Below are 24,901 nucleotides of genomic sequence, written 5' to 3'. Positions count from 1 at the left end.
GAAAAATCACATAAAGCGAAGATTGTGCTTCACCCTTCACAAATCCGCGCAAACCGCCACATTGGCGCGCATTAATGTCATGAGAGGAGCGTTCCCTTGGCCAGCATGGGCTTGAATCTGGAAGAGCAGAAGGCAGTCGACCGTTTCCGCAAGAATGTGGTCGAACCTTCGCGCGACAAGCTGGTCATCCTCGACTTCTGGGCCGAATGGTGCGGGCCGTGCAAGGCGCTGACCCCGGTGCTGGAAAAGGTCGCCGCCGAATATGCGGACAAGGGCGTGATCCTGGCCAAGCTGAATGTCGATGAGGAACAATTCATCGCCAGCCAGTTCCAGGTCAAATCCATCCCCACCGTCTATGCCATGTTCCAGGGGCAGCCGGTGGCCGATCTGACGTCTGCGCGAACCGAATCGCAGCTGAAGCAGATGCTGGATCAGTTGCTGGCCCAACTGCCTGTATCGGCCGGCGGCGAAGCAGAAGCGGCGCCGGATATCGCCCCGCTGATCGCCATGGGTGAGGAAGCCCTGGCGGAAGGCGATGGTGAACGTGCCGTGTCGATCTTCGGTCAGCTGGCGCAGATGGCGGATGAGGATCTGGCAGTACATTCGGGCCTGATTCGGGCGCTGATCGCGGTCGGCCGCCCGGAGGATGCGCAGACCGTGCTCAGCGCCCTGCCCGAGGAATTGCGCAAGGATCCGGCGATCGCCAAGGCTGCCAGCGCGCTGGCCCTGGCCGAAAGCGGCGTGGATGCCGGCGAATTGCAGAATCTGCGTGCCGCCGCCGCCGAACGCCCGGCGGATATGGAGGCGCAGTTCGCCTTCGCCCAGGCCGCATTTGCCGCGGGCGCCCGCGACGAAGCAGCCGATGTGCTGCTGCATATGGTCGGCACCGATCCGGCTTGGAACGAGGCGGCCGCACGGACCAAGCTGCTGCAGATTTTCGAGGCGGTGGGCATGGAAGATCCCTGGGTATCCGCCCAGCGGCGGCGGCTGTCCCTGCTGCTGTTCGGCTGATCGGCATGGCGCAAATCACCCGCCTGTCGATCTTTCCGCTGGCCGGGGCCATCGTGTTCCCCGGCCTGCAGCTGCCGCTGCATATCTTCGAGCCGAGATATCGTGAACTGGTCGGTTCCGCGCTGGCGCGCGACCGCAAGATCGCGATGATCCAGCCGCAATCCGCGCGCGAGGGTGCCCCGCTGTTCGATGTCGGCTGCATCGGCCGGATTGAAGATGTCGAGGCGCTGGAGGACGGGCGTTACAATATCATCCTGACCGGCGAATCACGGTTCCGGATGCTGCGCGAGATTGCTGTCACCACGCCGTTTCGCCAGATCGAAGCAGAGCTGTTGCCCGAGCCCGAGGACGAAGTGCTCAGCATGATCGAGCGCGCCGGGCTGGAACAGGAATCGCGCCGTTTTGCCGATCGGCAGGGCTATTCGGTCGAATGGGATTCGGTCGCCCGGCTGGATGACGTGGCGCTGGTCAATGGCATGAGCCAGATCGCGCCCTTCGACGCAGCGGCCAAGCAGGCGTTGCTGGAAGCCAATGACCTGCCCACGCGCTGCGAATTGCTGGTGCAGCTGATGCAGTTCTTCGGCCGGGGCGACCCCGATGAGGAACGAGTGACGCTGCAGTAAGCGGAACGACGATCAGACGCCGAAGGCGCCGCGCAGGCCATCGACGACATATTGTGCGGCCAGCGCGGCCAGCAGCACGCCCAGCAGCCGGGTGATCACCGCCTCCACCCGCGCGCCGAAGATCCGCATCAGCGGGCTGGCCGCGACCAGCGCCAGCAGGGTGAGCAGCAGCACCGATGCCAGTGCCGACAGCACCACCACCGTGCCCATCGGACCATCGGCCGTGCTCTGCAGCAGCATGACCGAGGCAATCGCGCCCGGCCCGGCCAGCATCGGCATGGCCATGGGGAAGATCGAGACATCTTCCACCTCAGGCGTGCCGATGATCTTTTCCGCGCGTTCTTCGCGCCGTTGGGTGCGTTTTTCGAACACCATGTCGATCGCGATCATGAACAGCATGATGCCGCCGGCGATGCGGAAACTGTTGAGTTCGATATGCAGCGCGCCCAGCAATTGCTGCCCGAAGAGGCAGAAGACCACCAGGATCGCCCCGGCCACCATACAGGCGCGCAGCGCCATGGCCCGGCGCTGCTGCGGGCTGGCGCCGCTGGTGAGACCGGCATAGATCGGCGCGCAGCCGGGCGGATCGATCACCACGAACAGCGTGACGAAGGCAGACAGGAACAGTTCGATCATCGCGCCCCCATGCCGCTGCCGGCCAGTTGGACGGACAGCACCTCTTGCGGGGCGCCGTCGCGCATGAACATCACCCGGACATTCTGCCCGCCGCCTGCCGCACTTTCCAAGCTGACCGACAGCGATCCATCACGCGCGACCAGCGGATCCTCACCCGGCCCCGTCGGATTGTTGCGACTGCCCTGGGCGCCCTTGCGGGGCGGCGGCATCCGGCCGGCGCCGTCCTCGTCGATCCGGACACAACTGGCCGCCTGTGCGGTGATCATTTCGGGCGCGATCAAAGGCTGAGCCAGCGCACCATCGAGTTCCAGCACCCAGCGATAGGTGCCACCCGAACCATCGCGCCGCCAGACCACGACATATTGACCCTGGCGACCCTGCGCCCCGGCCTCGCCCGCCTGCCAGCCGCCATGCGTCACCGCCAGCGAGCCATCGCAGCTGCTCCACACCGAATGCGGTTGCCAGCGGGGCCGCTGCGCCGGTTCTGCCCGGCGCTTCACCCAATCCTGTGCACGGGCGCGATCGGGCACGAACACCACTGCATCGGGTGCGGAAAATTCGCTGAAGGCCACCCACAGACCGCGATCCTGCGCCGCCCGGGCAAAGCCGAATTCGCGCGCGATCACCGCGCTGGCATTGGCCGTCTGCCGCAAGGGCGGGCCATTGCGGGGCTTGGGCCCTGAAGCGCATCCGGCCAGCGTCAGCAGCAGGAGGGATATCGCCGCCGCACGCCTGGCCGACCGCAACATCAGATCAGGCTGCCCAGAATGATGTTGATGATATTCAGCACCACGATCAGCGCCAGCGGGGAAAAATCGATCGCCCCGGTATCAGGCAGCACCCGCCGGATCGGAGTCAGCAAGGGATCGAGCAGCACATTGATCGCGCGATAGATCGCCGCGACATATTGATTGTGGAAGCTGACCACATTGAACGCCACCAGCAGGCTGACGATGAACTGGACGATCACCAGCACCATGATCACAGAGATCAGATAGCCGATGATTTGAACGAGAGTCTGGATCAACACCGATGACTGGCCTTATTCTGCGCCCTGCACCCTAAACGGGCGGGCGGGTTTGCTTCAAGCGTCGTTCAACCTGCGCGGACGAGAGTGCCTGCGCCGCGACTGGTGAAGAATTCCAGCAGCATCGCATGGCCGACCCGGCCATCGAGCACGACCGCCGCCTCACAGCCGGCCTCCACCGCGCGGGTGCAAGTTTCCAGCTTGGGAATCATGCCGCCGCTGATGGTGCCATCGGCCTTGAGCCGGGCGATGCCGGCCGGGGTCAGATCGGTCAGCAGTTCGCCCTGCTTGTCCAGCACCCCGGGAACATCGGTCAGCAAAAAGAGCCGCGCCGCACCCAGCGCCGCCGCGATCGCGCCGGCCATGGTATCGGCATTGATGTTGTAGGTGTGTCCGTCCCGCCCGACGCCAATCGGCGCAATGACCGGGACGATGCCGGCCCGGCTGACGGTTTCGAGGATGGTGATGTCCACCTCTTCCGGTTCGCCCACGAAGCCCAGATCGACCACGCGTTCGATATTGCTGTCCGGATCCTTGGCCGTGCGGCTGACCTTGCTGGCGGTGACCAGCCCGGCGTCCTTGCCTGAAATGCCGATCGCCTTGCCGCCGGCCTGCGCGATCCAGCTGACCAGTTCCTTGTTGATCGAACCCGACAGGACCATTTCGGCCACTTCGGCGGTGCGCTTGTCCGTGACGCGCAGCCCATCGATGAAAGTGCTTTCGACGCCCAGCGTCTTGAGCATCGCGCCGATCTGCGGCCCGCCGCCATGCACGACCACGGGATTGATCCCGACCGTTTGCAGCAGGACGATATCTTCGGCGAAATCGCGCGCCGCCTCCGGATCGCCCATGGCGTGACCGCCATATTTGACCACGAAACTGCGGCCAGCATAACGCTGGAGATAGGGCAGGGCCTCGATCAGCGTTTCCGCCTTGGCGAGCATCTGTTTGTCCTGGGTGGCGCTCATGCCCGGGGCCTTAGCCGGTCCGCCGGGCGCTGCAAAGCGGCGTCTCGCACTGTGAAGCGCAACAATGTAGGCTCGCCAGTTCCCACGAGGCAGAACGGAGCCGGGCATGAAGCGCAAACTCTATGAATCGCTGATCGAGCCGCTTGAGCTGGAACTGGTTTCCATGGCGCGCTGGGCCAATGCGCGGGGCGAACGGATCTGCGTGCTGCTGGAAGGGCGGGATACCGCCGGCAAGGGCGGCACGATCCAGGCGATCAGCGAAAGGCTGAACCCGCGCCAGTGCCGGGTGGTGGCCCTGCCCAAGCCGAACGAACGGGAATCCAGCCAATGGTATTTCCAGCGCTATGTGCCGCATCTGCCCGCAGCCGGCGAGATCGTGCTGTTCGATCGCAGCTGGTACAACCGCGCCGGGGTGGAACGGGTGATGGGTTTTGCCAGCGACGAGCAGGTACAGACGTTTCTGGATCAGGCGCCGATCTTCGAACAGATGCTGGTGGAAGATGGCATCCATTTGTTCAAATACTGGCTCAGCTGCAGCCAGGAGAGCCAGGAGGAACGCTTCGCCGAACGGATCGCCGATCCGCTCAAGCGCTGGAAGCTGTCACCCATCGATGCCGCCGCGCGCAGCCGCTATGCCGATTACACGATCGCGCGCGAGGCGATGTTCGCCGCCACCCATACCCGCCATGCGCCGTGGACAGTGGTGGATTACAACAATCAGCGGCATGGGCGGCTGACGCTGATCCGCGATTTGCTGGACCGCTTGCCGCATGTCGAGGTGCCGGTGGAAAAGATCGACTGGCCCCGATTGAGCGAAAAGCCGCTGACCGAGCAGTTCACTTCCCTGGTGCCGCTGCCCCCTTATCCGGTGGACAGGGAGACGGCCGAGGATTGAGGGAACCGGGCCGCAACCGGCCCGGCGCCCCGGTCTTTGGTCAGACCTTTGCGTCTTCGTCTGCAACCATCTGCTTGAGGACGAGGATGCGTTTGCGTTCTTCCGTCCAGTCGCGTTCCGGATGCGCGTCAATATTGGCGAGCAGGGTGCGAAGTTCGTTCCGACGGTCTTCGATGGTCGTATCCCGCATGAGAAGTTCCTTTCACTAGAGCGATTTCTAAGCAGGTGGAATCACCTGCTGACTCGGAAATCGCGGCAAACAAAGGGAATTAGAGCGGCGATCCGATGCAATCGGATCGAAAACCGCTCTGAAGTCCAACGGATGGACGATCGGCCCGGCAGGATGGTTCCCGTTGCCGGGCCTGAATTCCCGCGTCAGTCGACGGACGGCAGGGCCTCTCTCAAGGGCTTGTTGGGGCCCGCCAGCTGCCGGGTGATATCGGCAGCCATCAATTGCGCGACCGGATCATCTTCCTGCGAGAGCAGGGCATCGCGTGCCGCCTCCAGCATGGGCACGCGCTGTTCATCGGGCAGGCGCGCGGCGCGGGCATAGGTTTCCGCCAGCCGGACCCAGGGCGCATCGGGCGCGGGGACATCTTCAGCCCAACGGCTGAAGGGGCCGCCGGCAGGCTGCCATGCGCCATTGGTCGGCAGGTTCAGGAAAAACAGCACGGTCGTGCCGGCAGGGAATTCGCGCCGGATGCAGGCGCCGGAAAAGGCCGACGGGTGCGCTTCCGTAAAATCATAGGGGTTGCTCAGCAGCCCCGGGGCGCCGCTTTCCCGGGTCAGATGCATGCCGGACAGGGAGATATCCCCATCGGGCAGACTGCCCTCGATCGCCGCGATCGGGTGGATGGTGATGCCGGCCGCTGACGGATCATCCGGATCACCGGTGCTGCCGGTGACTTGCGCCAGCAGGATCGTATCGGCCTGCCCCGCCAGTTCCAGATTGGTCGGCACCGCATAGCCAGGCGCCGGGGAGCAGGCCCAGGCGGCAGCGGGTGCCGCCAGCAACAGCCCACCGACCAAAAACGGCAGAACGGCGCGGGACCGGGCATAGATCTTCATTGGATACTCCCATCATCGGCCACAGCTGAATAGCGGGCCCGACACACCGCAACGGCCATAGCCTCTGCTGGTGCCCCGCAACATGCTGGTCCGGCGCTGAACCTGCGTTGACCATGCCGATCCCCGGAGATCCCATGAGTTCCGCCGCGCCCCGCCGGGCCGGACGGCGCAAAGCTGCGCCGCGCCGCCGCACCACTGCCCCCTTCCACCCCGTCATGCTGCTGATGGGCGTCATGCTGATGGTCGCCATGCTGCTGTTTCCAGACCGTTTCAGCATCACCCTGCCGCATATGGTCATCCCCGATTCCGCCCCGGAGATGGCGCCCTCTGCCGATAGCGAACAGGCGAGCTTTGTCCGGTGCAGCCGATCGCCCCGGATCGATTGCATCGTCGATGGCGATACGTTCTGGTATCAGGGGGACAAGATCCGCATCGCCGATATCAACACGCCGGAAACCGGGCGACCGGGCTGCGCGGCCGAGGCGGAACTGGGCGCGCGGGCCACGGCGCGGCTGCAGGAATTGCTGAACCAAGGCCCCTTTACCCTGGAAACCAGTGGGCGGGATCGCGACCGTTATGACCGGTTGCTGCGCATCGTCACGCGTGGGGGTGAGAGTATCGGCGCCATATTGGTGCGCGAAGGCCTGGCAGAAGAATGGGGTGGCCGGCGCGGCAATTGGTGCTGACAGGCGGCCACCGCCGCGCCACCCCTTGATCCCCGCGCTTAGGGAGCCGTCGTTGCGCTGGCCGAAGCGTCGGGCGCTGCGTCCGGCGCCGGCGTCATCGGCGTTTCGGGCAGATCGACCGGCACCGCCGGGGTTTCTTCGGTAACGACCATTTCGCCACCGCTGATATCCTCGATATCCGGTTCCAGATTGGCGGGCTCCGGCTCGCTGCTGCCACAGGCGGCAAGCGGCAATACCGCCAGCAGCGGCAGGGCAATCCGGGTAAGGGTGGACATCGCGGGCATGGGCCTTCTCCTTCTTGGTCGGGGCGAGCGCAGCAATGTTGCAGGTCGCCCTATGCTGCGCAACATCGCGATCCATGAACCGGTTCCATGATCGGACCGGCAATTTCCCGCTTGCCGCCGGCGCGCGTCAGGGCAAGACAGCCGCCATGCCCACGCTGATCCTCCTGACGCTGTCGAACATCTTCATGACCGCCGCCTGGTATTGGCACCTGAAGGGCGGGCCGGAGGTGGCCAATGCGCGCCCGATGGGTTGGGTGATCCTGATCAGCTGGCTGCTGGCCGGGGTGGAATATTGCCTGGCCGTGCCAGCCAATCGCATCGGTTTTGCCGATGGCTGGTCTGCCGGCCAGTTGAAGGTGGCGCAGGAAGCCATTGCCCTGACGGTGTTCGGCATCTTCATGGTGACGGTGTTGGGCGAAGCGCTCAGCTGGCGCCATGCCGCCGCCTTCGCCTGCATCATGGCGGCGGCGGGTTTCATGTTCGTGGGCAAATAGACGCCCAGCAGGGCAGAATCAGTCGAAGATTTCTTCCAGCCAGCTCTTGCGCTTCTTGTGCGGCTTGCTGCGATAGCCGTCGTGATCGCCATGGCCATAGCCGCCATGGGTCATGTTGCTGGCACGCCATGGATCGCCATTGCCGCTGCCATGCAACGGTGCGGAGGGCTGCGGCGCGCGCTGCGCCGGCTGTTCGGTATAGGGCACCGCCTGCGGCACGCTGCGTTCGATGATCTTGTCGAGTTCGCCGCGATCGAGCCAGACGCCCCGGCATTGCGGGCAATAATCGATTTCTATCCCCTGCCGGTCGCTCATCGCCAGGGGCACGCGGCAGACTGGGCAGGACATGGCGGCGACTTCGCTTGCGTTACGCATGGGGATGCTCCCGATCGGTATCTTTCCGACATGGGAACGGTGGTAAGGGCGTCAAGGTTCCGCCCTGGCAAGACGCGCCTATTCGGCCGGCCGGATGGTGAAACCGGGCACCGGCCGCCGTTCGCGATAGCCGGGGTGATACATGTCCATGACCAGCGACTGGATCATCTGTTCCTGGCACTGCACGGCGTAATAATCGATCACCCCGCCAAAGGGTGACGGCCCGCCGCTGCCCTGCCGTTTGAAGGCGGGCGCGGTGCCATCGCCACAGCGCAGGCGTTCGAGATAGGCGCGCTGCCCCGGCGGCCCTTCGGCGCGGATCGGGTTTTCCATGCTGCCGAGCGGATGGGCGGAGGCTTCGCGCACCGCCTGATCCAGCTCCGCCGGTTCCATCTGCGATTCGAAGGAGAGGAAACGCGACAGATCGGGCGGGGTGCGGACGGGGGCATCCTGACCGGCGGCGACCACGGGGATCGCGGCCAGCGCAGCCGCGAGCCCCGCCACCGCCAGACAATGCATAGCACGCATATCCCGATCCCCTTTCAGATTCGGCCGCTCCGGGCGGGGGCGGTTTACTCTGCCGCCTGGATGCCTGTCACGCCGAACATGTCGGGTTCGCCTTCGTTCGACACCTCGTTGGCGGGCGCGGTCTTGGCCTTGTTGCGCGCGTCGAAGCTGGACCACACATCCTGCCAATTGCCGCGCGTGGCGCCCTTGGAATATTCGGTGGCGCGGGTTTCGAAGAAATTGGCATGCTCCACGCCGTTGAGCAGCGGGGTGAGCCAGGGCAGCGGGTGATCTTCGACCATATAGACGGAGGGCAGCCCCAGCTGGCCCAGGCGCCAATCGGCAATATAGCGGATGTAACGCTTGATTTCCTTGGCCGTCATGCCCGGTACAGGGCCGGCCTCGAACGCCAAATCGATAAAGGCATCTTCCAGCCGCACGGTTTTCTGGCAGGCATCGATGATGTCTTCCTTCACCGCCTTGGTCAGGCAGCCGCGTTCCGCGCAGAAGGCGTGGAACAGGCGGGTGATGCCTTCGCAATGCAGCGATTCGTCGCGCACCGACCAGCTGACGATCTGCCCCATGCCCTTCATCTTGTTGAAGCGCGGGAAGTTCATCAGCATGGCGAAGCTGGCGAACAGCTGCAGCCCTTCGGTGAAGCCGCCGAACATCGCCAGCGTGCGGGCGATATCCTCATCCGAATCGACGCCGAATTCCTGCAGGTAATCGTGCTTGGCCTTCATCTCCTCATATTCGAGGAACATGCCATATTCGCTTTCCGGCATGCCGATGGTGTCGAGCAGGTGGGAATAGGCGGCGATGTGCACGGTTTCCATGTTGGAAAACGCCGCCAGCATCATCTTGATCTCGGTCGGCTTGAACACCCGGCCATATTTTTCGTGGTAGCAATCCTGCACCTCGACATCGGCCTGGGTGAAGAAGCGGAAGATCTGCGTCAGCAGATTGCGTTCATGCGCGGACAGCTTCTGCGCCCAGTCGCGGCAGTCTTCGCCCAGCGGCACTTCTTCGGGCATCCAGTGGATCTGCTGCTGACGCTTCCAGAACTCGTAAGCCCAGGGGTATTCGAAGGGCTTGTAGGTCTTGCGAGCTTCGAGCAACGACATCTGGTGGTCTCCGGCAAATTTCGAACGACCTCCATAGGCAGATATCGCGGCAATTCGAAGGCCGGAATTGATGATTCGGCGGGGATAAAGGCGCTTTGCGACGGATGGATTGGCTGATCGGATTGGTGGGTCGGACCACCCAGCGTCACGTCGCAAACTTGCCAGAACGCAGCGTCTATCAAGCCGCAAATCACCGTTTCGGGCGTTTGAACCAGCGGAACACTGTCAGCAGCACCATCGGGGGGGTGATCCACAGCCAGATGGCCAGGCCCGTTTCGGCCCAGCCGCGTTTCTGCGCCAGCTCTTCGGAACAGACATAGACCTGCATCAGATCATGCGGCAGGCAGCTGCTGGGCCAGGTGGCGCGCCAGTAGAGAAACGCGCCCGCCGCCAGCCAGGCCAGTTGCAGAATATAGACCGCAACATAGCTGGCCAGCCCGATCGGTGTGGTACCGTATTGCCCGTTCTGGATGCGGTCGCGATTGCTCATGCGGCGACCATGCCACTGATCTGCTTAAGGATTGTTTAGCATTCCCATCCGGTGGCGGGCCCGGTGCACATGAAAAAGCGGGCCGGCAATCGCCGACCCGCCGGGTGTTCCGCACATCCGCCTTACTGGCAGGCGAGGCATTCCTCGTAATCGGTCTGCCCGTCGGCGGTCGCCAGTTCGAACCTGGCCGCGTCGGGGGTGTTGTCCGCTTCCACGCCACCGGCGAAACCGGCGCGCTGCACGCTCTTCGACCGGAGGTAATAGAGCGATTTGATGCCGCGTTCCCATGCCTGGAAATGGAGCATCATCAGATCCCATTTGTCGACATCGGCCGGGATGAACAGGTTCAGGCTCTGCGCCTGATCGATGAAGGGGGTGCGATCGGCCGCGAATTCGAGCAGCCAGCGCTGATCGATTTCGAAGCTGGTCTTGAAGGTGGCCTTTTCCTCCACCGTCAGGAAATCGAGATGCTGGACCGATCCGCCCTTCTCCAGGATGGAGTTCCACACATTGGTGGAATCCTTGGATTTCTTGCGCAGCAGCTTTTCCAGATAGGGGTTCTTCACCACGAAGGATCCCGACAGGGTCTTGTGGGTGTAGATATTGGCCGGGATCGGTTCGATGCAGGCGCTGGTGCCGCCGCAGATAATGCTGATCGACGCGGTCGGTGCGATCGCCATCTTGCAGCTGAAGCGTTCCATCACACCGACATCTTCCGCGTCGGGGCAGGCACCGCGTTCTTCGGCCAGCACCATCGACGCCTCATTCGCCTTCTGGTGAATGTGCTTGAACATCTTGAGGTTCCACACCTTCGCCATCGGGCTTTCGAAGCCGATGTTCTTCATCTGAAGGAAGGAGTGGAAACCCATCACGCCCATGCCGACGCTGCGTTCGCGCATGGCGGAATAGCGGGCGCGGGCCATTTCTTCTGGCGCGCGGTCGATATAATCCTGCAGGACATTGTCCAGGAAGCGCATCACATCTTCGATGAAGCGCTTGTCGCCGTTCCATTCTTCCCATTTTTCCAGGTTGAGCGACGAGAGGCAGCAGACCGCGGTACGGTCATTGCCCAGATGGTCGCGCCCGGTCGGCAGGGTGATTTCGGAACAGAGGTTGGAGGTGGAAACCTTGAGGCCCAGTTCGCGGTGATGGCTGGGCATCATGCGGTTCACCGTGTCGGAGAACACGATATAGGGTTCGCCCGTGGCGAGGCGGGTTTCGACCAGCTTCTGGAACAGGCTGCGCGCATCGACTTCGCCGCGCACGGAACCGTCCTTGGGCGATTTGAGCTGGAAGCTCTTGCCCGCACGGACCGCTTCCATGAAATCATCGGTCAGCAGCACGCCATGGTGCAGGTTCAGCGCCTTGCGGTTGAAATCGCCCGAAGGTTTGCGGATTTCGAGGAATTCCTCGATTTCCGGGTGGCTGACATCGAGATAGCAGGCCGCCGAACCGCGCCGCAGCGAGCCCTGGCTGATCGCCAGCGTCAGGCTGTCCATCACGCGCACGAAGGGGATGATGCCGCTGGTCTTGCCGTTCAGGCCAACCGGTTCGCCGATCCCCCGCACATTGCCCCAATAGGTGCCGATGCCGCCGCCGCGCGAGGCGAGCCAGACGTTTTCATTCCAAGTGTTGACGATGCCTTCCAGGCTGTCGTCGACCGAATTGAGATAGCAGCTGATCGGCAGGCCGCGATTGGTGCCGCCATTGGACAGCACCGGCGTGGCGGGCATGAACCAGAGGCTGGAAATGTAATCATAGATCCGCTGCGCATGCTCTTCATCATCGGAATAGCAATCGGCGACGCGCGCAAACAGATCCTGGAAGTTCTCACCCGGCAGCAGATAGCGATCGATCAGCGTGTCCTTGCCGAAATCGGTCAGCAGCGCATCGCGGTCGGTGTTGGTGCGGATGGTGAAGCGGCGCGGATTGACCGTCTTGGAATCCGATTTCGGCGCAGCGGCCGTCATCGCCTTGGCCATGGCGCCAGCGGCGCCCGCAGCCACGAGACCATCACTGCCCGCATCCTTTTGACCCATGCCCATAGCCGTATCCTGTTCCGGATTCGCCACCATCACCGGTGTCGCCACATCGCTGTCGCCAAGGCTCATTGCCGCATCGTCCCCGTTCCGAAAATCCATAGTGCGCAACCCCTGTTCGATACGGCCCGGCATGGCGGACCACAGCTGATGTTCTGCATGTGTTCGAATCAGCGGGCGAAAAACCAGCCTACTCTTTTGCATGCCTGAGCGGTGAGAAACTTTTCCCCCGCTTGTTGCCGGGGCCGTGCCGAAAGACCCGACACAGCCCTTGACTCCCGCCTGCTGGAAACCTCGTTCCCGCCGCGAATAAATCTAGGTCTTGTGGGTACCCCGAGCAATGCCGCCATACCCATAGTGAATCGCCATCGACTCGCTGGCAAGAGTGTTGGTGCGCAATTGAACGCAAAACCCAGCCATGTCGTCGGTGCCTTACCCACCCAATACAGTGCGGCGCGCGGGCAAAGCTGGGTTGGCGCGGACCGCAAGCCAGAAAATGAGCTGATGAAAAAAACTGCCACATGCGCGACGCCGGGATTTGCTGCGGTCTGGGGCTAATTCAACCCATTGCGCAGCCTTCGGGCGACCTGCATCCGGGCCCGGAACGACATGTCGTTTGTTTTCTGTATCTTCGGTTTCGCAGGGCTACCCAGTGATGGGCAGAGCGGGCGAACTCGTTACAATCCGTTCACGCTTCGGCCCAGCGACGCACCAGGCTGTAGTGAATACCTGCCAAACGCAGCACATGGACATCGCCCTTGCCGCGTTCCGCCCCCAGCGCCTGCACCGTCCGATCGAGATCATACAAGGTCTCGCGCGCCGAATGGTCACCCACCAGGGATTGGACCGCGAAACTGCATGACACGCGTTCTCCGCGCGTGACCGGAGTGGTGCGATGGCGGCTGTCGGTCGGGAACAGCACCATATGACCAGCCGGCAGGCGGAAACCGAGCCGGCCGAAGCTGCCCTCCACCTCCAACTCCCCGCCGTCATATTCTTCCGGATCTGTGAGAAACAGCGTGGCGGTCAGATCCCCGCGCGGGCCGCCCGTTGTGGTTGCAAGGGGGCGACGATGCGGGCCGGGCACTTCGCCCACGCAACAGCGTTCGAACCGCGGTTCCTGCAAGGAATGCGGCAGCGCTGCCGACAGGAAGGCGGCATTGTCCATCAGCGCGGTCGTGAGTTCCGCCTGGATCGAACGGACGAGCCAACCATCGTCATGTGTCTGGCCCGTTTCCGCTGCCCCGCGCTGATGCATGTCCAGCGGCACATTCAGGGTACGGCTCGCATTGACGCGATCGCGCACCGTCCGGGCGACATCTGCAGTCAGGACGTTGGGGATCGTCAGCAGCATGGCATTATCCATTCGCGAAGGTTTGGGCATGGGGCAGGGCCTATCCTGCCGGGCGAGGCTGAGCGCCAGTCCAAGGCCGCCGAGCCCGCGACAGCCGCCCTTGCCCGCGCAATTGCTGCCGCAGCTGGTGGTCAGCGGGCGGCGAAACAAGATCGGCGCTTGGTCCTGCCATATCGCCACGGATCAGTACGCCCGCACGGAGACATATTTCGAATGCATCGCCATACCTTTCCACATGGAACATGATATTGCGAATCATTCTTACATCGTCAATCGGAATGAGCACGCTCTGCGATCAGGCGATCGATTGATGGTGATCAGGGCACCAGGACCGTGTCGCGCGCCTCCGTTTTGGTCTGCGGATAATCGAGCGTGAAATGCAGCCCGCGGCTTTCGTGCCGCTTCAGCGCGCTGCGCACGATCAATTCGGCGCATTGCAACAGATTGCGCAGCTCGATCAGATCGGTGGTGACGCGGAAATGGCCGTAATAGTCCTCGATCTCGTCATCCAGCAGCTTGATCCGGTGGGCCGCGCGCTCCAGCCGCTTGGTGGTGCGCACGATGCCGACATAGTTCCACATGAACCGGCGGATTTCCGTCCAGTTCTGCTTGATGATCACCTCTTCATCGGGTTCCGCCACCCGGCTTTCATCCCAGGCGCGGATCGCGGGCGGGGTATTGAGCCCCTGCCACTGCGCCAGAATGTCCTTGGCCGCCGCTTCGCCGAAGACGAAGCATTCGAGCAGCGAGTTCGATGCGAGGCGATTGGCGCCATGCAGCCCGCTTTCGGTGCATTCGCCCGCCGCCCACAGACCGGGCAGATCGGTCCGCCCGGCCAGATCGATCAACACCCCCCCGCAAGTGTAATGCTGCGCCGGCACGACCGGGATCGGCTGGGTCGTCATATCGATTCCCAGGCCGAGCAGCTTTTCATGGATGGTGGGGAAATGCCCGCGCACGAAATCGGCCGGCATATGGCTGATGTCGAGATGGACATAATCGAGGCCGAAGCGCTTGATTTCAGAATCAATGGCACGGGCGACGACATCGCGCGGGGCCAGTTCCATCCGTTCGGAATCGTAGAATTCCATGAACCGCTTGCCGGTGCGCGGATTGATCAGCTGACCGCCCTCACCCCGCACCGCTTCGGTGATCAGGAAGTTCTTCACGTCCAGATTGTACAGGCAGGTCGGGTGGAACTGCATCATTTCCATGTTGGACACCCGCGCCCCCGCCCGCCAGGCCATGGCGATGCCATCCCCGGTGGCGCCGCGCGGTGCGGTGCTGAACTGATAGACGCGGCCCGCCCCGCCCGATGCCAGGATCGTGGCGCGCGCGGTGAAGGTTTCGACAGCCCCAGTCACGCTGTTGAGCGCATAGGCGCCCCAGACGCGCCCCGAACCCGAATAGCGTTCTTCATGCCGGCCGGTCACCAGATCGATGCAGGATCGATCCGGCAGCAGGGTGATGTTGGGATTTTCTTCCGCCGCCTTGAGCAGCGCGGCCTGCACTGCCCAGCCGGTGGCATCATCGACATGCACGATGCGGCGGTGCGAATGGCCGCCTTCGCGGGTGAGATGCAGATTGGGCCCGTCGGTGTTGAACGGCACGCCCAGATCGGCCAGCCGATGGATCGCTTCGGGCGCGCGTTCGACCACGAATTCGACCGTTTCACGCCGGTTGAGCCCGGCGCCGGCGATCATGGTGTCGGTGATATGTTCGGCAAAGGTATCGCCGGCATCCAGCACGGCGGCAATGCCACCCTGGGCCCAGGCGGTCGATCCGCTGGTCAGCGGCCCCTTGGCCAGCACGGTGACACGGCATTGCTGCGCCAGCGTCAGCGCGGCGGTCAGCCCGGCGGCACCGGATCCGATGATGAGAACGTCTGTGCTGAATTCCGTCATGCCCCTGTCATGACGCGCCCGCGCGCCAATGAAAAGAGGCGAAGAATCAGCCGTTCTGCTGCACCGCGCTGGTCAGCTTGACGAAGACATCTTCCAGATCGGCTTCCCGCGTGGTCACATCCTCGATCGCATAGCCCTGCTGCTGCACCAGCGCCAGCACCTGCCCGGCGCTGGTCCGGTCCTTGTCATAGGTGACTTCCAGCACCCGGTCGGCCACCTTTTCGCTGCGCAGGAACGCCTCGGCCGCCGGCGGTATGGCGATGTCGCGATCAACCGTGATCGAGACGATCTTTTCGCGCATCATCCCCACAAGTTCGCGGGTCGGTTTGTTGGTCACGACTTCGCCATGGTTGATGATGGCGATCCGGTCACACAGCTGTTCCGCTTCCTCCAGATAATGGGTGGTCAGCACCACCGTTACCCCTTCGGCGTTCAACTCGCTGACCAGTTCCCACAGCTGGCGGCGCAGTTCCACATCCACCCCTGCGGTCGGTTCATCCAGCACCAGGATCGGCGGCGAATGCACCATGGCCTTGGCGATCAGCAGCCGGCGCTTCATCCCGCCCGACAGCGTGCGGGCATAGGCATCCCGCTTGTCCGCCAGATGCACGGCGCGCAGCAATTCGTCGGACCGGCGCAGGGCGCGGGCGATGCCATACATGCCGCTCTGGTTTTCCAGCACCTCGTAAGGGGTGAAGAAGGGATCGAAGACGATTTCCTGCGGGACGATGCCGATCGACAGCTTCGCATTGCGCGGATCGTGATCGATATCATGGCCCCAGATGCGAACCGTGCCCGATGTCTTGACCACCAGCCCGGCCATGATGTTGATCATGGTGGACTTGCCGGCGCCATTGGGGCCGAGCAGGCCGAAGATACCGCCTTCGGGAATGGTCAGGCTGACGCCCTTCAAGGCCCGTTTCGGCGGGGCATCGCCGGCGGCGGCATATTGCTTGACCAGGTCGCTGATTTCGATGGCGATGGGCGTGTCGTTCATGGCGCGCCTACTGCGCTTGCGCGCGCCGCAGGTAAAGGGGGCTGTGATGCGTGGGCCATCGGCCACACCCGGCGCCCATCACAGAGCAGGCGCAGCTGGCATGTTGCGGGAATCGCGGCCCAGCGATAGAAGCGCGGGCGATGACCACTTCGCCTGCAGCCCGCGCCGCCGATCCGGCATTCAACCCGGAAACGACCATCGTCACCACCGCACGGGTATCCTGTGACGGCGCTGGTGCCATTCGCGGTGGCACCAGCTATCGCCCGGCGGCCCTGGGGCATCCGCGCGTCTATCTGCAGATCGATGAAACCGGCTATGTTGATTGCGGCTATTGCGATCGCCGTTTCGTGCTGAAGGGCGGCCCGGCCGAACGCGGCATCGACGAAGCCAGCACCGGTGATTTGCCTGCTCCGGGCGACGCCAGCGTCGCCTGATTGCGGAAACGGGCGGTCATCACCGCCTAAGCATTGCCTGTTCGTCAACACGGCTCCTCGCCAGCAAGGCTCGGTTCAGCCTGTTTGTGCGATGGAAGTGCCCTGCACTGGAGAGTGGCAATGAAAAACAAAGTGATGAAATCAATCGCCCTGGGCCTTGCCGGCATGACCATGCTGGCCGCTCCGTTGGCGGCATCGGCCCAATCGGTCGCCGAACGTGGCGAAGCACGGCTGGCGCAGATGCTCGAAGGGCGCGTGGCCGGCACACCGGTATCCTGCATTCCCGCCATGCGCGACAATCGCCTGCAGGTGATCGATCGCGTCGGGCTGGTCTATGACGCAGGAAAAACGATCTATGTCGCGCGGGTGAACAATCCCAATTCGCTGAACGGCAATGACGTGCCGATCATCGAACGGTTCGGCAGCCAGCTTTGCCGCCATGACGTGACGCGCACGGTCGATCGCTACAACGGCTTCGTGTCCGGCGCAGTCTTCCTGCAGGATTTCGTCCCCTACACCAAGGCTGACTGAGTTTGGCCGCCCCGGTACAACGCCGCTGGGCGGCTGAACTGCTGCATTTCTGGTTCCACAAGCTGCGCCCGGCCGACTGGTTCGGTTCCGGGCCAGAAGTGGACGATATGCTGCGGCAGAGGTTCGAACGGGATCTGGCGATGCTGAAATCGAGCCCAGCCACCGATTTCCTGAGCGACCCACACACCGCACTGGCCGCTGTGCTGCTGTTCGACCAGTTGCCGCGCAATCTGCATCGCGGCACGGCGCAGGCCTTCGCCACCGATCCGCTGGCGCGGGCCATCACCCATGGCGTGCTGCGGCGGGGGTGGGACAAGGCGCTGACCCCGCGCGAACGGCAATTCCTGGCCATGCCGCTGATGCACAGCGAAAACATTGCCGATCATTTGCTCAGCCTGCGCTATTTCACCGCGCTCGGCCCGCTCTATGGCGCGCCCTTCGCCCGCTCGCATTATGCGATGATCGCGCGCTTCGGCCGCTATCCGCACCGCAATGAAGTGCTGGGGCGCAAGAGCACTGCGGCGGAAAAGCGGGCGGTGAAGGCCGGTTTCGCCTGGTAGCAATCATCGCGGCAGGCGGGCGATAATCTCCGCCTGCTGCGCCGCCAGTTCGTCAAGCCGGGCAATCAGCAGCGTATCGATCTTGTGATGCAGCCGCAGGATCTCGATCTCCGCCCGCAGATTGATCGGAGTTCTCCCCCATCGATCCCTGCCCGGATTTATGCGTCTTCCCGATCCTGCGCCGCGCGAGCGATCATCGGCGCCCAGTCTGCTGCCACCGGCAGGCCGAAGCGATCCCGAAGCGCGTGTTCGATCCCGGCGGCATCGAGCCAGCTTCGGATGCTGCCGCCATCGGGCGTGCGCACGGTCAGCCGTGCACCGGCCAGTGAGGACCGTTCCTGCGGGGTGACGCGGCTGACGATCAGCCGGTGGCGGAAGCGCGATGTGGGGTGGGTGGCGGTGTACCAATTGGGCAGTTCGTAATCGACCGCATGCTGGCGCAGCCCGTCGGTGCGGTACATGCTGTGCCATTGGTCACCCAGCAGCACCTCCAGCTGATAATCGCCCTCGACCCGCTGCAAGCGGAAGGTTTCATGCGCGGTCGGTTGCGGTTCATCGCTGTCCAGCTGCAGCGGCGATGTGGGTGCGCAGCCGCCGAAACCGACATCGGCCAGCCAGGGCACGCCATCGATCGTCACCCGCAGCGCCATATGCGTGAGCGGCCGCAACGGCGTTTCCGGCGGCGCCATCCAGCTGACCCGCGCGAGCAGCCCTTCAACCGAAAAGCCGATCTGCCGCAGCACGCGCAGCAGCAGCCCGTTCTGTTCGTAGCAATAGCCGCCGCGCCCGGCCCCGATCAGCTTCGCGTCCACCGCTGCCGGCGCCAGATCGACCCCGCGATCAAGCAGCACATCCACCGCCTCGAAGGTGATTGCCGCCGGATGCAGGGCATGGAGCACGCGCAGCACATCGAGCGTGGGTTCCAGCGGGCCATGTTCGGGGATGCGATAGCCGATGCGCGCGCAATAGGCAGGCAGATCGACCAGAGATGCTGTGTCCGTCATTGGCAGCGATGCGCCAGCGCGCCAGACTGGGCCAGCGACGCGGTTTGATTGGCGCTGATCGCCTGCGCCACCAGTCGGCTGACCGGTTGCAGCACGGAAAAGTGATCGCAATCGGGCGCTTCGACGAAATGCAGGTGCGGATTGCTGCTCGCCGCCGCCATCGTCTGCAGTTCGTCGATATTGCCCTGCCCGGTGCCTTCGATGACGAAGGTGGGCGAACGGATATCCTTCAGCCAGGCCAGCGGCTGGCGCAGCAGCGCGCCTTGGCTGTCATCCTCGGCAATGGGCACAGGCACATTCTCCCCATACAGACGCGGATCGGTCACCGGGCCGAAGGCGAAGACGCCCTGCCATTCATCGGCCATTTCCGCCGCGAGCAAGACCAAAGTCGCGCCGCTGCTGTGCCCGCCCAGATAGATGCGGTCCGGATCAATCCCCGGCTGCTGGCGCAGCCAGCGGGTAGCGGCGATGACATCATCCACCTCCCCATAAAAACCCTCATTCTGGCCGGGATTGCCGTTCAGGCCGCGGAGCGAGGGATAGAAAGTCGCGATCCCTGCATCGCGAAACACGCTGGCCGACTGGTCATTGTCTGCCGGCTGGCTCTGCCAAAAGACATCCCCGATCGAAAGATCACCGCCGCTGATCCAGATGATCGCGGGCCAGCGCGATCCGTCGGCGGGCGGCGGGGAAAGATAGCCGGAGATGTCACCCACGGCGGAGGGGTAATGCACCAGCTGCAGCACCGATGCCGGCGGCACCTCCGCCTCGCCCGCCTGGCGCAATTCGCGGGTGACATTGGCGCCCTGCCTCTGCCGCGCCTCTGCCAGCGGTTCCTCCGGAAAATCGGATTGGCCGGAACACGCCGGCAGGATCAGGGCGGAAGCGAGGCAGATCGCAGGGATTAAGCGCATGAGGCGAAGCTATGCGATTGCATCGAGCCACACAATCCAAGCAAATTACTTTGAATTGCAAATCAAATTAAATAATCTATATGGCCTGTATGACAGTACCTCCCGATTCCCCTCGCGCCCGTTTCGGCATGCGCTTTTCCCTGCTCGCCCGCCGCTGGCGCCGGGCGATCGATGCGCATCTGGCGGCGGCTGGGCTGACCGATGCGACGTGGGTGCCGTTGGTGCATCTGCATGAAACGGGAGGCGGGCTGACACAGAAGGAACTGGCCGCGCTGGTGGGGATCGACGGATCCAGCCTGGTGCGGCTGCTCGACATTCTGACGCGGCAGGGGCTGGTCGAACGGCGCGTGTCGGCCAGCGATGCCCGCGCCCGGCTGGTGCATCTCACGCCACTGGGCGAGCAGCGCGTGGCGGAGATCCGGGCCGCCCTGCTGCGCGGGGAAGAGGTGATGCTGGCCGATCTTGCCGACGCGGACCTGTCCGACATGCTCGCGCATTTTGCGCGGATCGATGCGCGGCTCGCCGCCATCGAAGCCGAGGGGAAGGAGGCGTGAAGGACCCCTCATCAAAGCCCGCAACCCGGCGGCTGGATGCCGCGCGTCACCTGCTCGGGTCAGGTCAATTGCGGGAAAGCATGGTGGTGGCGCGCCAGCCATCGCTGCGCAATGCCGCGCTCGCCGGGGTGCAATCGGCGCTGACCGTGGCCATTGCCCTGCCGCTGGCGCATCTATCCCCCTGGCCACATCTGATCGGCTTTGCCGCGCTGGGCGCGCTGGCATCATTGTTCGGCCGTTTCGCCCCGGCCGGGCGGCGGGAACGGATCGTGCTGCATGCCGCGCTGGTGCAGACGCTGGCCGTGCTGCTGATGTCCGCCGCCGTGATGGCCGGAGCGGGCCCGGTGTTGCAGCTGGCCCTGCTGGCGCTGGCATCCGGCGCGTTCTTCTTCATCGCCACGCGCGGGCAGTTCGGCCCGCCCGGATCGCTGATCTTCATCTTTGCCGCCAGCGCCTGCATGGGTGCCCCGGGATCGATGGAATCCTGGGGCGTGATCGCCCAGCGCACCGCCGCCACCGGCGCCGCCGCGCTGCTGGCCTGGACCGTGTGCGCGGCGACCGAACGCTGGCGGCAGCAGGCATCGCCCGATGCCCCCTTCCCCGCCGACCCGGTCTGGCCCCTGCCCCGCCATCTGCTGGTGGCGGCGCGAATCGCGCTGGGCGCGGGCATCGCCGCCTTTGCGGTGTACGCCGCCGGCGCCGCCCACCCGGCCTGGGCCGCCATGGGCGCGGTGGCCGTGATGCAGGGCACCCATCTGCACATCAGCATGAACCGCGCGCTGCAACGCATGGCCGGCACCATGGTCGGCGCCCTGATCGTCTGGGCGATATTGGCGCAATCCCCCTCCGTCTGGGCGGTGATCGGCCTGTTGGTGGTGATCCAGTTGGTGACGGAGATCGTGATCGGCAGCAATTACGCCTTCGGCCAGATCCTGGTGACGCCGATGGCCCTGCTGATGACCTTCCTGGCCGCCCCGCATGTGCACGGCACCGCCATGGTGCCCGAACGGGTGGCGGACACGCTGGCCGGCGCGGTGATCGGCATGGTGCTGGCCGTGTTGTGTTCGACTTTGGAGGACCGGCTGCATCTGGCGCGGCATAGGAGCGGGTGACTGCGACGATTTGCGCCGAATACGCGATGGCAAGTGGCCTCAACCGAGCTTGCCCGGCTGCGCCATCGCCCGGACCGGGTTATGATCCCTCAACGGATCAACGCCGGAGGTCGCATGAAAAGATCATATGTCGCGTTCGCATCGCTCATGCTTTTTGCCATGCCGGCAGGCGCTCAGGACTGGGATGCCGGTGCCGCCGTGGATATGACCGGCATGGGCATCTACGCCATGGAAGATGCCGTGATGGAGGCTGCCCGCGAGGGGTCTGGCGCTTCCGGCAACAACGCGGCGGTGCCCCGTGCCAGCCAAAGCCGCACACCGGCCGATGCTGCCGGTTTCCGCTTCACCCCTTCGGCCGAAACCCGCCGGGCGGTGCAGGCACAGATGGTCAGCAAGACCCGCGAAGTGGATGCGGCGCAGGCCACCCAGCTGGAACAGCTGTTCGCTTCGCAGGATCTGATCGCGGGGATGACCCCGCCGCTGCGCGCCCTGGGGCTTTCGACCAATGATGTGGCCGATGCCTATACCGCCTATTGGATCATGGCGTGGAGCGCGGTGAACGGACAAGCCGCAGAACCGACCACCACCCAGGTCGCCGCCGTGCGCCAGCAGGCGGCGCGGGCCATGGAGCAGTTGGGCGTCGAGGGAATACCCGACAGCGCGAAGCAGGAGATTGCCGAATCCTGCCTGATCCAGGGGGCGCTGATGGAATCGGCCATCGCGCACGCCGCCAGCGATCCGGCCGCCCTGCAACAGGTTGCCGCCGCCGCACGCCAAGGCGCCACGCGGTTCGGGCTCGATCTGGATCAGATGACCCTGACCGATCAGGGCTTCGTCAAACGTTGAGACATCGCGGCTGGATTTGGCTTGTTACTCCTCGAAATGGATCAGCCGGCTTTCTCCGATCGTGTAGGAATGAATACGAAATCCGCTGTCCGTTCGAACCATTTGCAGGGTCATCTCCGCGACCCGCATGCTGCCGGCATCTTCATTTCCGCCCAGTTCGCGCGCCGCAGCACCCCAGAAATGCTCGGTTAGATTGGCAATCATCTCGACCTTGTCGGCATGCAGCCCATGCACCTTCCACAGGTTGACGCTGCGTTCGCCGATCTCGTCACGGAATCGCGCGAAACTGTCTGATGACGCGTCAGCGAACAGGGTTCCCTGATCCTGTCCCGCCGGTAACTTCTCGAAATAGCCATGCTGCTTCATGAAGTGATAGGCTTCTGCAGCAGCTAACCGATCCCCTAAGAAACTGTGACACAGTCTCAAGGTGTTTGACGCACCATATCTAACGTCAGGCAAACTCTGGCATTCCGGGAAATGATCGAATGCCAGATCAGCCAGTATGCCAGCATAGACGATCATTGCGCCGCCGTTACAACTGTGGTCGGCCTGCCGTTCAACTCGCACGCCAGCCCAAGGCTGGCCGAATGCGCGCTTTGCGGGCAATTCATCCACTGTCTCGATGAAAACGCCCAGGCCGTCAGCACACACCCGAATGACTCCGCTATCGTCCTGCAACTGCGATGGCTTGGGCAACTGCCGGAATTCCCAAAGCAACGCATCAATGCGCCGCCAATTGCTGTCTGAAAGACTGGCGAGAAGCGGTTCCGGTTCGATTCCATTGTCAAATCGCGGCGTATGCACTTCGACATAGGGGGTCCGCCCAGGCTCCCGGACAAAACCAATCGAGACCATGTCCTTCCCATTGCGATCGATAAAGCTGACCCGTCGCAAGGTCGCTTGCCGACGTGCCAGCGCCTCAGCTTCGGCATTGTCGTACACGCGCCGCCGTTCTGCCTGTCGTTCGGGCGTGCAATAGCGATTTTCCGGACAATCCCTGATCGTGACCTCGGGTTCGGTCTGCGCTGTGCTCGATTGCCCCTGCGCCCCCGCAGGAACTCCCAGCATCAGCGCTGCAGCCAGCCAGACCCTCATCAATCTCTCTCCCAACGGCCCGCATTTTGCGTTGGCCCCATGTGCAGCACCTAGCTGCCTGTCGCACCCTTCCGCTGCAACAGCGATTTGGCCATGATCGCCAGCACGCCGGCGATCAGGCCCCAGAACGCGCCGCCCAGGCCGAACAGCGTCAACCCGGAACCTGCCGCCAGGAAGGTGACGATCGCCGCATCCTGTTCGCCCTTTTGCGCCAGCGCGGTTTCCAGGCTGCCGATCAGGGCCGGGATCACTGACACCCCGGCCAGCGCGGCGATCACATCATGCGGCAAGGCCAGGAAGAACCGCACCAGCAACGGTGCAAACAACGCAAGCAACAGGTAGCAGCCGGCATAGAGCATGCCGACCACCCAGCGCCGCGCGCGATCCGGGTGGGCCTGATCGCTGGTGCAGAGCGCCGCGGTGATCGCGGCCAGATTGACCGCATGCGCGCCGAACGGGGCCAGCACCGCGGTCGCCAGCCCGGTCCCGATCAGCAGCGGACTGGCGCCCGGATCATAGCCGGAACTGCGCAACACCACGAGGCCGGGCAGATTCTGCGCCATCAGCGTGACCAGGAACAGCGGCACGGCAATGCTCATCACCCTGGCCAGGCTGAGCGAGGGGACGACGGGCGCCAGCACGCCGAACACCGCGCCATCGGGCAGGGCCGACACCTGCCCCCGCAGCAGCGTCAGCGCGGCCACAGCCACCAGCACCAGCAGCAGGGCATAGAGCGGCAGGCGCAGCCGGGCGATCAGGAACACCCCCACCACCACGCCGGTCAACAGCGGATCGGCATTGGCGACCTGAAACAGCGCCAGGCAGAACGGCAGCAGGATCCCCGCCAGCATGCCCGATGCGACCGAGGCGGGAATTTTCTCCGCCAAGCGCCCCAGTGCCGGAATCGCGCCGAGCAGCACCATCATCAGCCCGCTGATGATGAAGGCGCCCACCGCATCGGACCAGCTGGTGCCCGGCACGCCCGCCGCCAGCAGCGCCGCCCCGGGCGTGGACCACGCCAGCACGATCGGCATGCGCAAGCGCAAGGACAGGAGGGCGCCGACCACGGCAATGCCCAGGCACAGCGCGGTGATCGATGATCCGGTCTGTTCGACGCTGGCCCCCAGCGCCCGCATCGCCTGCACAATCAGGGCGACCGTCCCGCCAAAGCCGATCACCGCGGCGATCAGGGCGGAGGTCCAGCTGGCGGCAGGGGGAAAGGCGCGTGTCACCGCATGTTCCCCGGGCGTGGCACGATCGATCCCATTCGAATTTTCCAACACGCACAAACTCTTGCTGACCGGCCGCGACTGGCGTCATCGGGCGGCATAGGCCAGCCACGGGTTTTTGCCAGTCGCGCATTCTGGAA

General features: G+C 64.0%; 30 protein-coding genes. 11 read left to right on the top strand and 19 right to left on the bottom strand.

Features of this window, described 5'->3' with window-relative positions:
• Positions 1 to 105: 105 nt before the first annotated feature.
• Positions 106 to 1,011: a thioredoxin gene (trxA, locus tag GRI97_RS01850; RefSeq protein ID WP_161389433.1), complete on the top strand. Its 906-nt coding sequence runs from the start codon at positions 106 to 108 to the stop codon at positions 1,009 to 1,011.
• Between the two features lie 5 nt (positions 1,012 to 1,016).
• Positions 1,017 to 1,634: an LON peptidase substrate-binding domain-containing protein gene (locus GRI97_RS01845; protein WP_161389432.1), complete on the top strand. Its 618-nt coding sequence runs from the start codon at positions 1,017 to 1,019 to the stop codon at positions 1,632 to 1,634.
• A gap of 12 nt (positions 1,635 to 1,646) precedes the next feature.
• Here the strand turns inward: GRI97_RS01845 and GRI97_RS01840 are convergent, their stop codons facing one another.
• From GRI97_RS01840 to argB, 4 genes are all read right to left on the bottom strand, one after another.
• Positions 1,647 to 2,270, bottom strand: coding sequence for a MarC family protein (locus GRI97_RS01840; RefSeq protein WP_161389431.1), 624 nt, complete (start codon positions 2,268 to 2,270; stop codon positions 1,647 to 1,649).
• A complete protein-coding gene (locus GRI97_RS01835; RefSeq protein ID WP_161389430.1) occupies positions 2,267 to 3,019 on the bottom strand; it encodes a Cif family virulence factor in 753 nt (250 codons plus the stop codon). Before GRI97_RS01835 ends, GRI97_RS01840 begins: the two co-directional genes overlap by 4 nt.
• The gene (locus GRI97_RS01830) at positions 3,019 to 3,300 is read right to left on the bottom strand and encodes a YggT family protein (RefSeq protein ID WP_161389429.1); all 282 of its coding nucleotides are present in this window, start codon (positions 3,298 to 3,300) and stop codon (positions 3,019 to 3,021) included. The genes GRI97_RS01835 and GRI97_RS01830 overlap by 1 nt, the downstream gene beginning before the upstream one ends.
• 65 nt (positions 3,301 to 3,365) lie before the next feature.
• On the bottom strand, positions 3,366 to 4,265 hold the full coding sequence (argB, locus tag GRI97_RS01825; protein ID WP_161389428.1) for an acetylglutamate kinase: 900 nt from the start codon (positions 4,263 to 4,265) through the stop codon (positions 3,366 to 3,368).
• Between the two features lie 106 nt (positions 4,266 to 4,371).
• Between argB and ppk2 the strand changes: the two genes are divergently transcribed.
• Positions 4,372 to 5,160, top strand: coding sequence for a polyphosphate kinase 2 (gene ppk2 / locus GRI97_RS01820; RefSeq protein WP_161389427.1), 789 nt, complete (start codon positions 4,372 to 4,374; stop codon positions 5,158 to 5,160).
• A 40-nt stretch (positions 5,161 to 5,200) separates the two neighbouring features.
• On the opposite strand, the gene GRI97_RS18320 is transcribed toward ppk2, so the two are convergent.
• Entirely contained in the window at positions 5,201 to 5,350 is a 150-nt protein-coding gene (locus GRI97_RS18320; RefSeq protein ID WP_202392549.1) for a hypothetical protein, read from the bottom strand.
• Between the two features lie 185 nt (positions 5,351 to 5,535).
• Positions 5,536 to 6,228: a hypothetical protein gene (locus tag GRI97_RS01815; protein WP_161389426.1), complete on the bottom strand. Its 693-nt coding sequence runs from the start codon at positions 6,226 to 6,228 to the stop codon at positions 5,536 to 5,538.
• Positions 6,229 to 6,362: 134 nt separating this feature from the next.
• Between GRI97_RS01815 and GRI97_RS01810 the strand changes: the two genes are divergently transcribed.
• Positions 6,363 to 6,914 carry a thermonuclease family protein gene (locus GRI97_RS01810; RefSeq protein ID WP_235917577.1) on the top strand — a complete coding sequence of 184 codons (552 nt, stop codon included), beginning with the start codon at positions 6,363 to 6,365 and terminating at the stop codon, positions 6,912 to 6,914.
• Between the two features lie 38 nt (positions 6,915 to 6,952).
• Here the strand turns inward: GRI97_RS01810 and GRI97_RS01805 are convergent, their stop codons facing one another.
• Positions 6,953 to 7,198, bottom strand: a complete 246-nt coding sequence (locus tag GRI97_RS01805) for a hypothetical protein (protein ID WP_235917576.1) — start codon at positions 7,196 to 7,198, stop codon at positions 6,953 to 6,955.
• 146 nt (positions 7,199 to 7,344) lie between these two features.
• Here GRI97_RS01805 and GRI97_RS01800 point away from each other — a divergent pair, with 146 nt between their 5' ends.
• Positions 7,345 to 7,692 carry a DMT family protein gene (locus tag GRI97_RS01800; protein WP_161390767.1) on the top strand — a complete coding sequence of 116 codons (348 nt, stop codon included), beginning with the start codon at positions 7,345 to 7,347 and terminating at the stop codon, positions 7,690 to 7,692.
• Between the two features lie 18 nt (positions 7,693 to 7,710).
• Here the strand turns inward: GRI97_RS01800 and GRI97_RS01795 are convergent, their stop codons facing one another.
• From GRI97_RS01795 to GRI97_RS01760, 8 genes are all read right to left on the bottom strand, one after another.
• Positions 7,711 to 8,067, bottom strand: a complete 357-nt coding sequence (locus GRI97_RS01795; RefSeq protein WP_202392548.1) for a TFIIB-type zinc ribbon-containing protein — start codon at positions 8,065 to 8,067, stop codon at positions 7,711 to 7,713.
• Between the two features lie 78 nt (positions 8,068 to 8,145).
• Positions 8,146 to 8,595: a hypothetical protein gene (locus GRI97_RS01790; protein ID WP_161389425.1), complete on the bottom strand. Its 450-nt coding sequence runs from the start codon at positions 8,593 to 8,595 to the stop codon at positions 8,146 to 8,148.
• 44 nt (positions 8,596 to 8,639) lie between these two features.
• Positions 8,640 to 9,698, bottom strand: a complete 1,059-nt coding sequence (locus GRI97_RS01785) for a ribonucleotide-diphosphate reductase subunit beta (RefSeq protein ID WP_161389424.1) — start codon at positions 9,696 to 9,698, stop codon at positions 8,640 to 8,642.
• Between the two features lie 190 nt (positions 9,699 to 9,888).
• Positions 9,889 to 10,188, bottom strand: a complete 300-nt coding sequence (locus GRI97_RS01780) for a hypothetical protein (RefSeq protein ID WP_161389423.1) — start codon at positions 10,186 to 10,188, stop codon at positions 9,889 to 9,891.
• Between the two features lie 122 nt (positions 10,189 to 10,310).
• Positions 10,311 to 12,263, bottom strand: coding sequence for a ribonucleoside-diphosphate reductase subunit alpha (locus GRI97_RS01775; protein WP_377019604.1), 1,953 nt, complete (start codon positions 12,261 to 12,263; stop codon positions 10,311 to 10,313).
• Between the two features lie 652 nt (positions 12,264 to 12,915).
• Complete coding sequence (locus tag GRI97_RS18860) at positions 12,916 to 13,761, bottom strand: 2OG-Fe(II) oxygenase (RefSeq protein ID WP_161389422.1); 846 nt, start codon at positions 13,759 to 13,761, stop codon at positions 12,916 to 12,918.
• A gap of 137 nt (positions 13,762 to 13,898) precedes the next feature.
• On the bottom strand, positions 13,899 to 15,485 hold the full coding sequence (gene nadB, locus GRI97_RS01765; RefSeq protein ID WP_161389421.1) for an L-aspartate oxidase: 1,587 nt from the start codon (positions 15,483 to 15,485) through the stop codon (positions 13,899 to 13,901).
• A 46-nt stretch (positions 15,486 to 15,531) separates the two neighbouring features.
• The gene (locus GRI97_RS01760; protein WP_161389420.1) at positions 15,532 to 16,482 is read right to left on the bottom strand and encodes an ABC transporter ATP-binding protein; all 951 of its coding nucleotides are present in this window, start codon (positions 16,480 to 16,482) and stop codon (positions 15,532 to 15,534) included.
• Between the two features lie 140 nt (positions 16,483 to 16,622).
• Between GRI97_RS01760 and GRI97_RS01755 the strand changes: the two genes are divergently transcribed.
• The 3 genes from GRI97_RS01755 (at position 16,623) to GRI97_RS01745 (ending at position 18,007) form a co-directional block, all read left to right on the top strand.
• Positions 16,623 to 16,916: a zinc-finger domain-containing protein gene (locus GRI97_RS01755; RefSeq protein ID WP_161389419.1), complete on the top strand. Its 294-nt coding sequence runs from the start codon at positions 16,623 to 16,625 to the stop codon at positions 16,914 to 16,916.
• Between the two features lie 135 nt (positions 16,917 to 17,051).
• Complete coding sequence (locus GRI97_RS01750; RefSeq protein ID WP_161389418.1) at positions 17,052 to 17,447, top strand: hypothetical protein; 396 nt, start codon at positions 17,052 to 17,054, stop codon at positions 17,445 to 17,447.
• Between the two features lie 2 nt (positions 17,448 to 17,449).
• Positions 17,450 to 18,007 (top strand): DUF924 family protein, encoded by a 558-nt coding sequence (locus GRI97_RS01745; protein ID WP_235917575.1) that lies wholly within the window; start codon positions 17,450 to 17,452, stop codon positions 18,005 to 18,007.
• Between the two features lie 158 nt (positions 18,008 to 18,165).
• On the opposite strand, the gene GRI97_RS01740 is transcribed toward GRI97_RS01745, so the two are convergent.
• Both GRI97_RS01740 and GRI97_RS01735 read right to left on the bottom strand, forming a co-directional pair.
• Positions 18,166 to 19,011: an arylamine N-acetyltransferase family protein gene (locus GRI97_RS01740; protein WP_161389417.1), complete on the bottom strand. Its 846-nt coding sequence runs from the start codon at positions 19,009 to 19,011 to the stop codon at positions 18,166 to 18,168.
• Positions 19,008 to 19,925: an alpha/beta hydrolase family protein gene (locus GRI97_RS01735; protein WP_161389416.1), complete on the bottom strand. Its 918-nt coding sequence runs from the start codon at positions 19,923 to 19,925 to the stop codon at positions 19,008 to 19,010. Before GRI97_RS01735 ends, GRI97_RS01740 begins: the two co-directional genes overlap by 4 nt.
• An 89-nt stretch (positions 19,926 to 20,014) precedes the next feature.
• Between GRI97_RS01735 and GRI97_RS01730 the strand changes: the two genes are divergently transcribed.
• The 3 genes from GRI97_RS01730 to GRI97_RS01720 all read left to right on the top strand — a co-directional run bounded on the left by GRI97_RS01730 (position 20,015) and on the right by GRI97_RS01720 (position 22,437).
• The gene (locus tag GRI97_RS01730; RefSeq protein WP_161389415.1) at positions 20,015 to 20,479 is read left to right on the top strand and encodes a MarR family winged helix-turn-helix transcriptional regulator; all 465 of its coding nucleotides are present in this window, start codon (positions 20,015 to 20,017) and stop codon (positions 20,477 to 20,479) included.
• Positions 20,476 to 21,591 (top strand): FUSC family protein, encoded by a 1,116-nt coding sequence (locus tag GRI97_RS18855; protein WP_202392547.1) that lies wholly within the window; start codon positions 20,476 to 20,478, stop codon positions 21,589 to 21,591. Before GRI97_RS01730 ends, GRI97_RS18855 begins: the two co-directional genes overlap by 4 nt.
• A 114-nt stretch (positions 21,592 to 21,705) precedes the next feature.
• Positions 21,706 to 22,437 (top strand): DUF6683 family protein, encoded by a 732-nt coding sequence (locus GRI97_RS01720; protein ID WP_161389414.1) that lies wholly within the window; start codon positions 21,706 to 21,708, stop codon positions 22,435 to 22,437.
• 24 nt (positions 22,438 to 22,461) lie between these two features.
• Here the strand turns inward: GRI97_RS01720 and GRI97_RS01715 are convergent, their stop codons facing one another.
• Positions 22,462 to 23,532 carry a hypothetical protein gene (locus GRI97_RS01715; protein WP_161389413.1) on the bottom strand — a complete coding sequence of 357 codons (1,071 nt, stop codon included), beginning with the start codon at positions 23,530 to 23,532 and terminating at the stop codon, positions 22,462 to 22,464.
• 50 nt (positions 23,533 to 23,582) lie between these two features.
• Positions 23,583 to 24,815 (bottom strand): benzoate/H(+) symporter BenE family transporter, encoded by a 1,233-nt coding sequence (locus tag GRI97_RS01710; protein WP_328598479.1) that lies wholly within the window; start codon positions 24,813 to 24,815, stop codon positions 23,583 to 23,585.
• Positions 24,816 to 24,901 lie beyond the last annotated feature (86 nt).

This window comes from Croceibacterium xixiisoli (genome assembly GCF_009827305.1).
GTDB lineage: Bacteria > Pseudomonadota > Alphaproteobacteria > Sphingomonadales > Sphingomonadaceae > Croceibacterium_C > Croceibacterium_C xixiisoli.
Note: the sequence above shows the minus strand (reverse complement) of the source record. Positions and strands in the feature narration are given on the sequence as shown.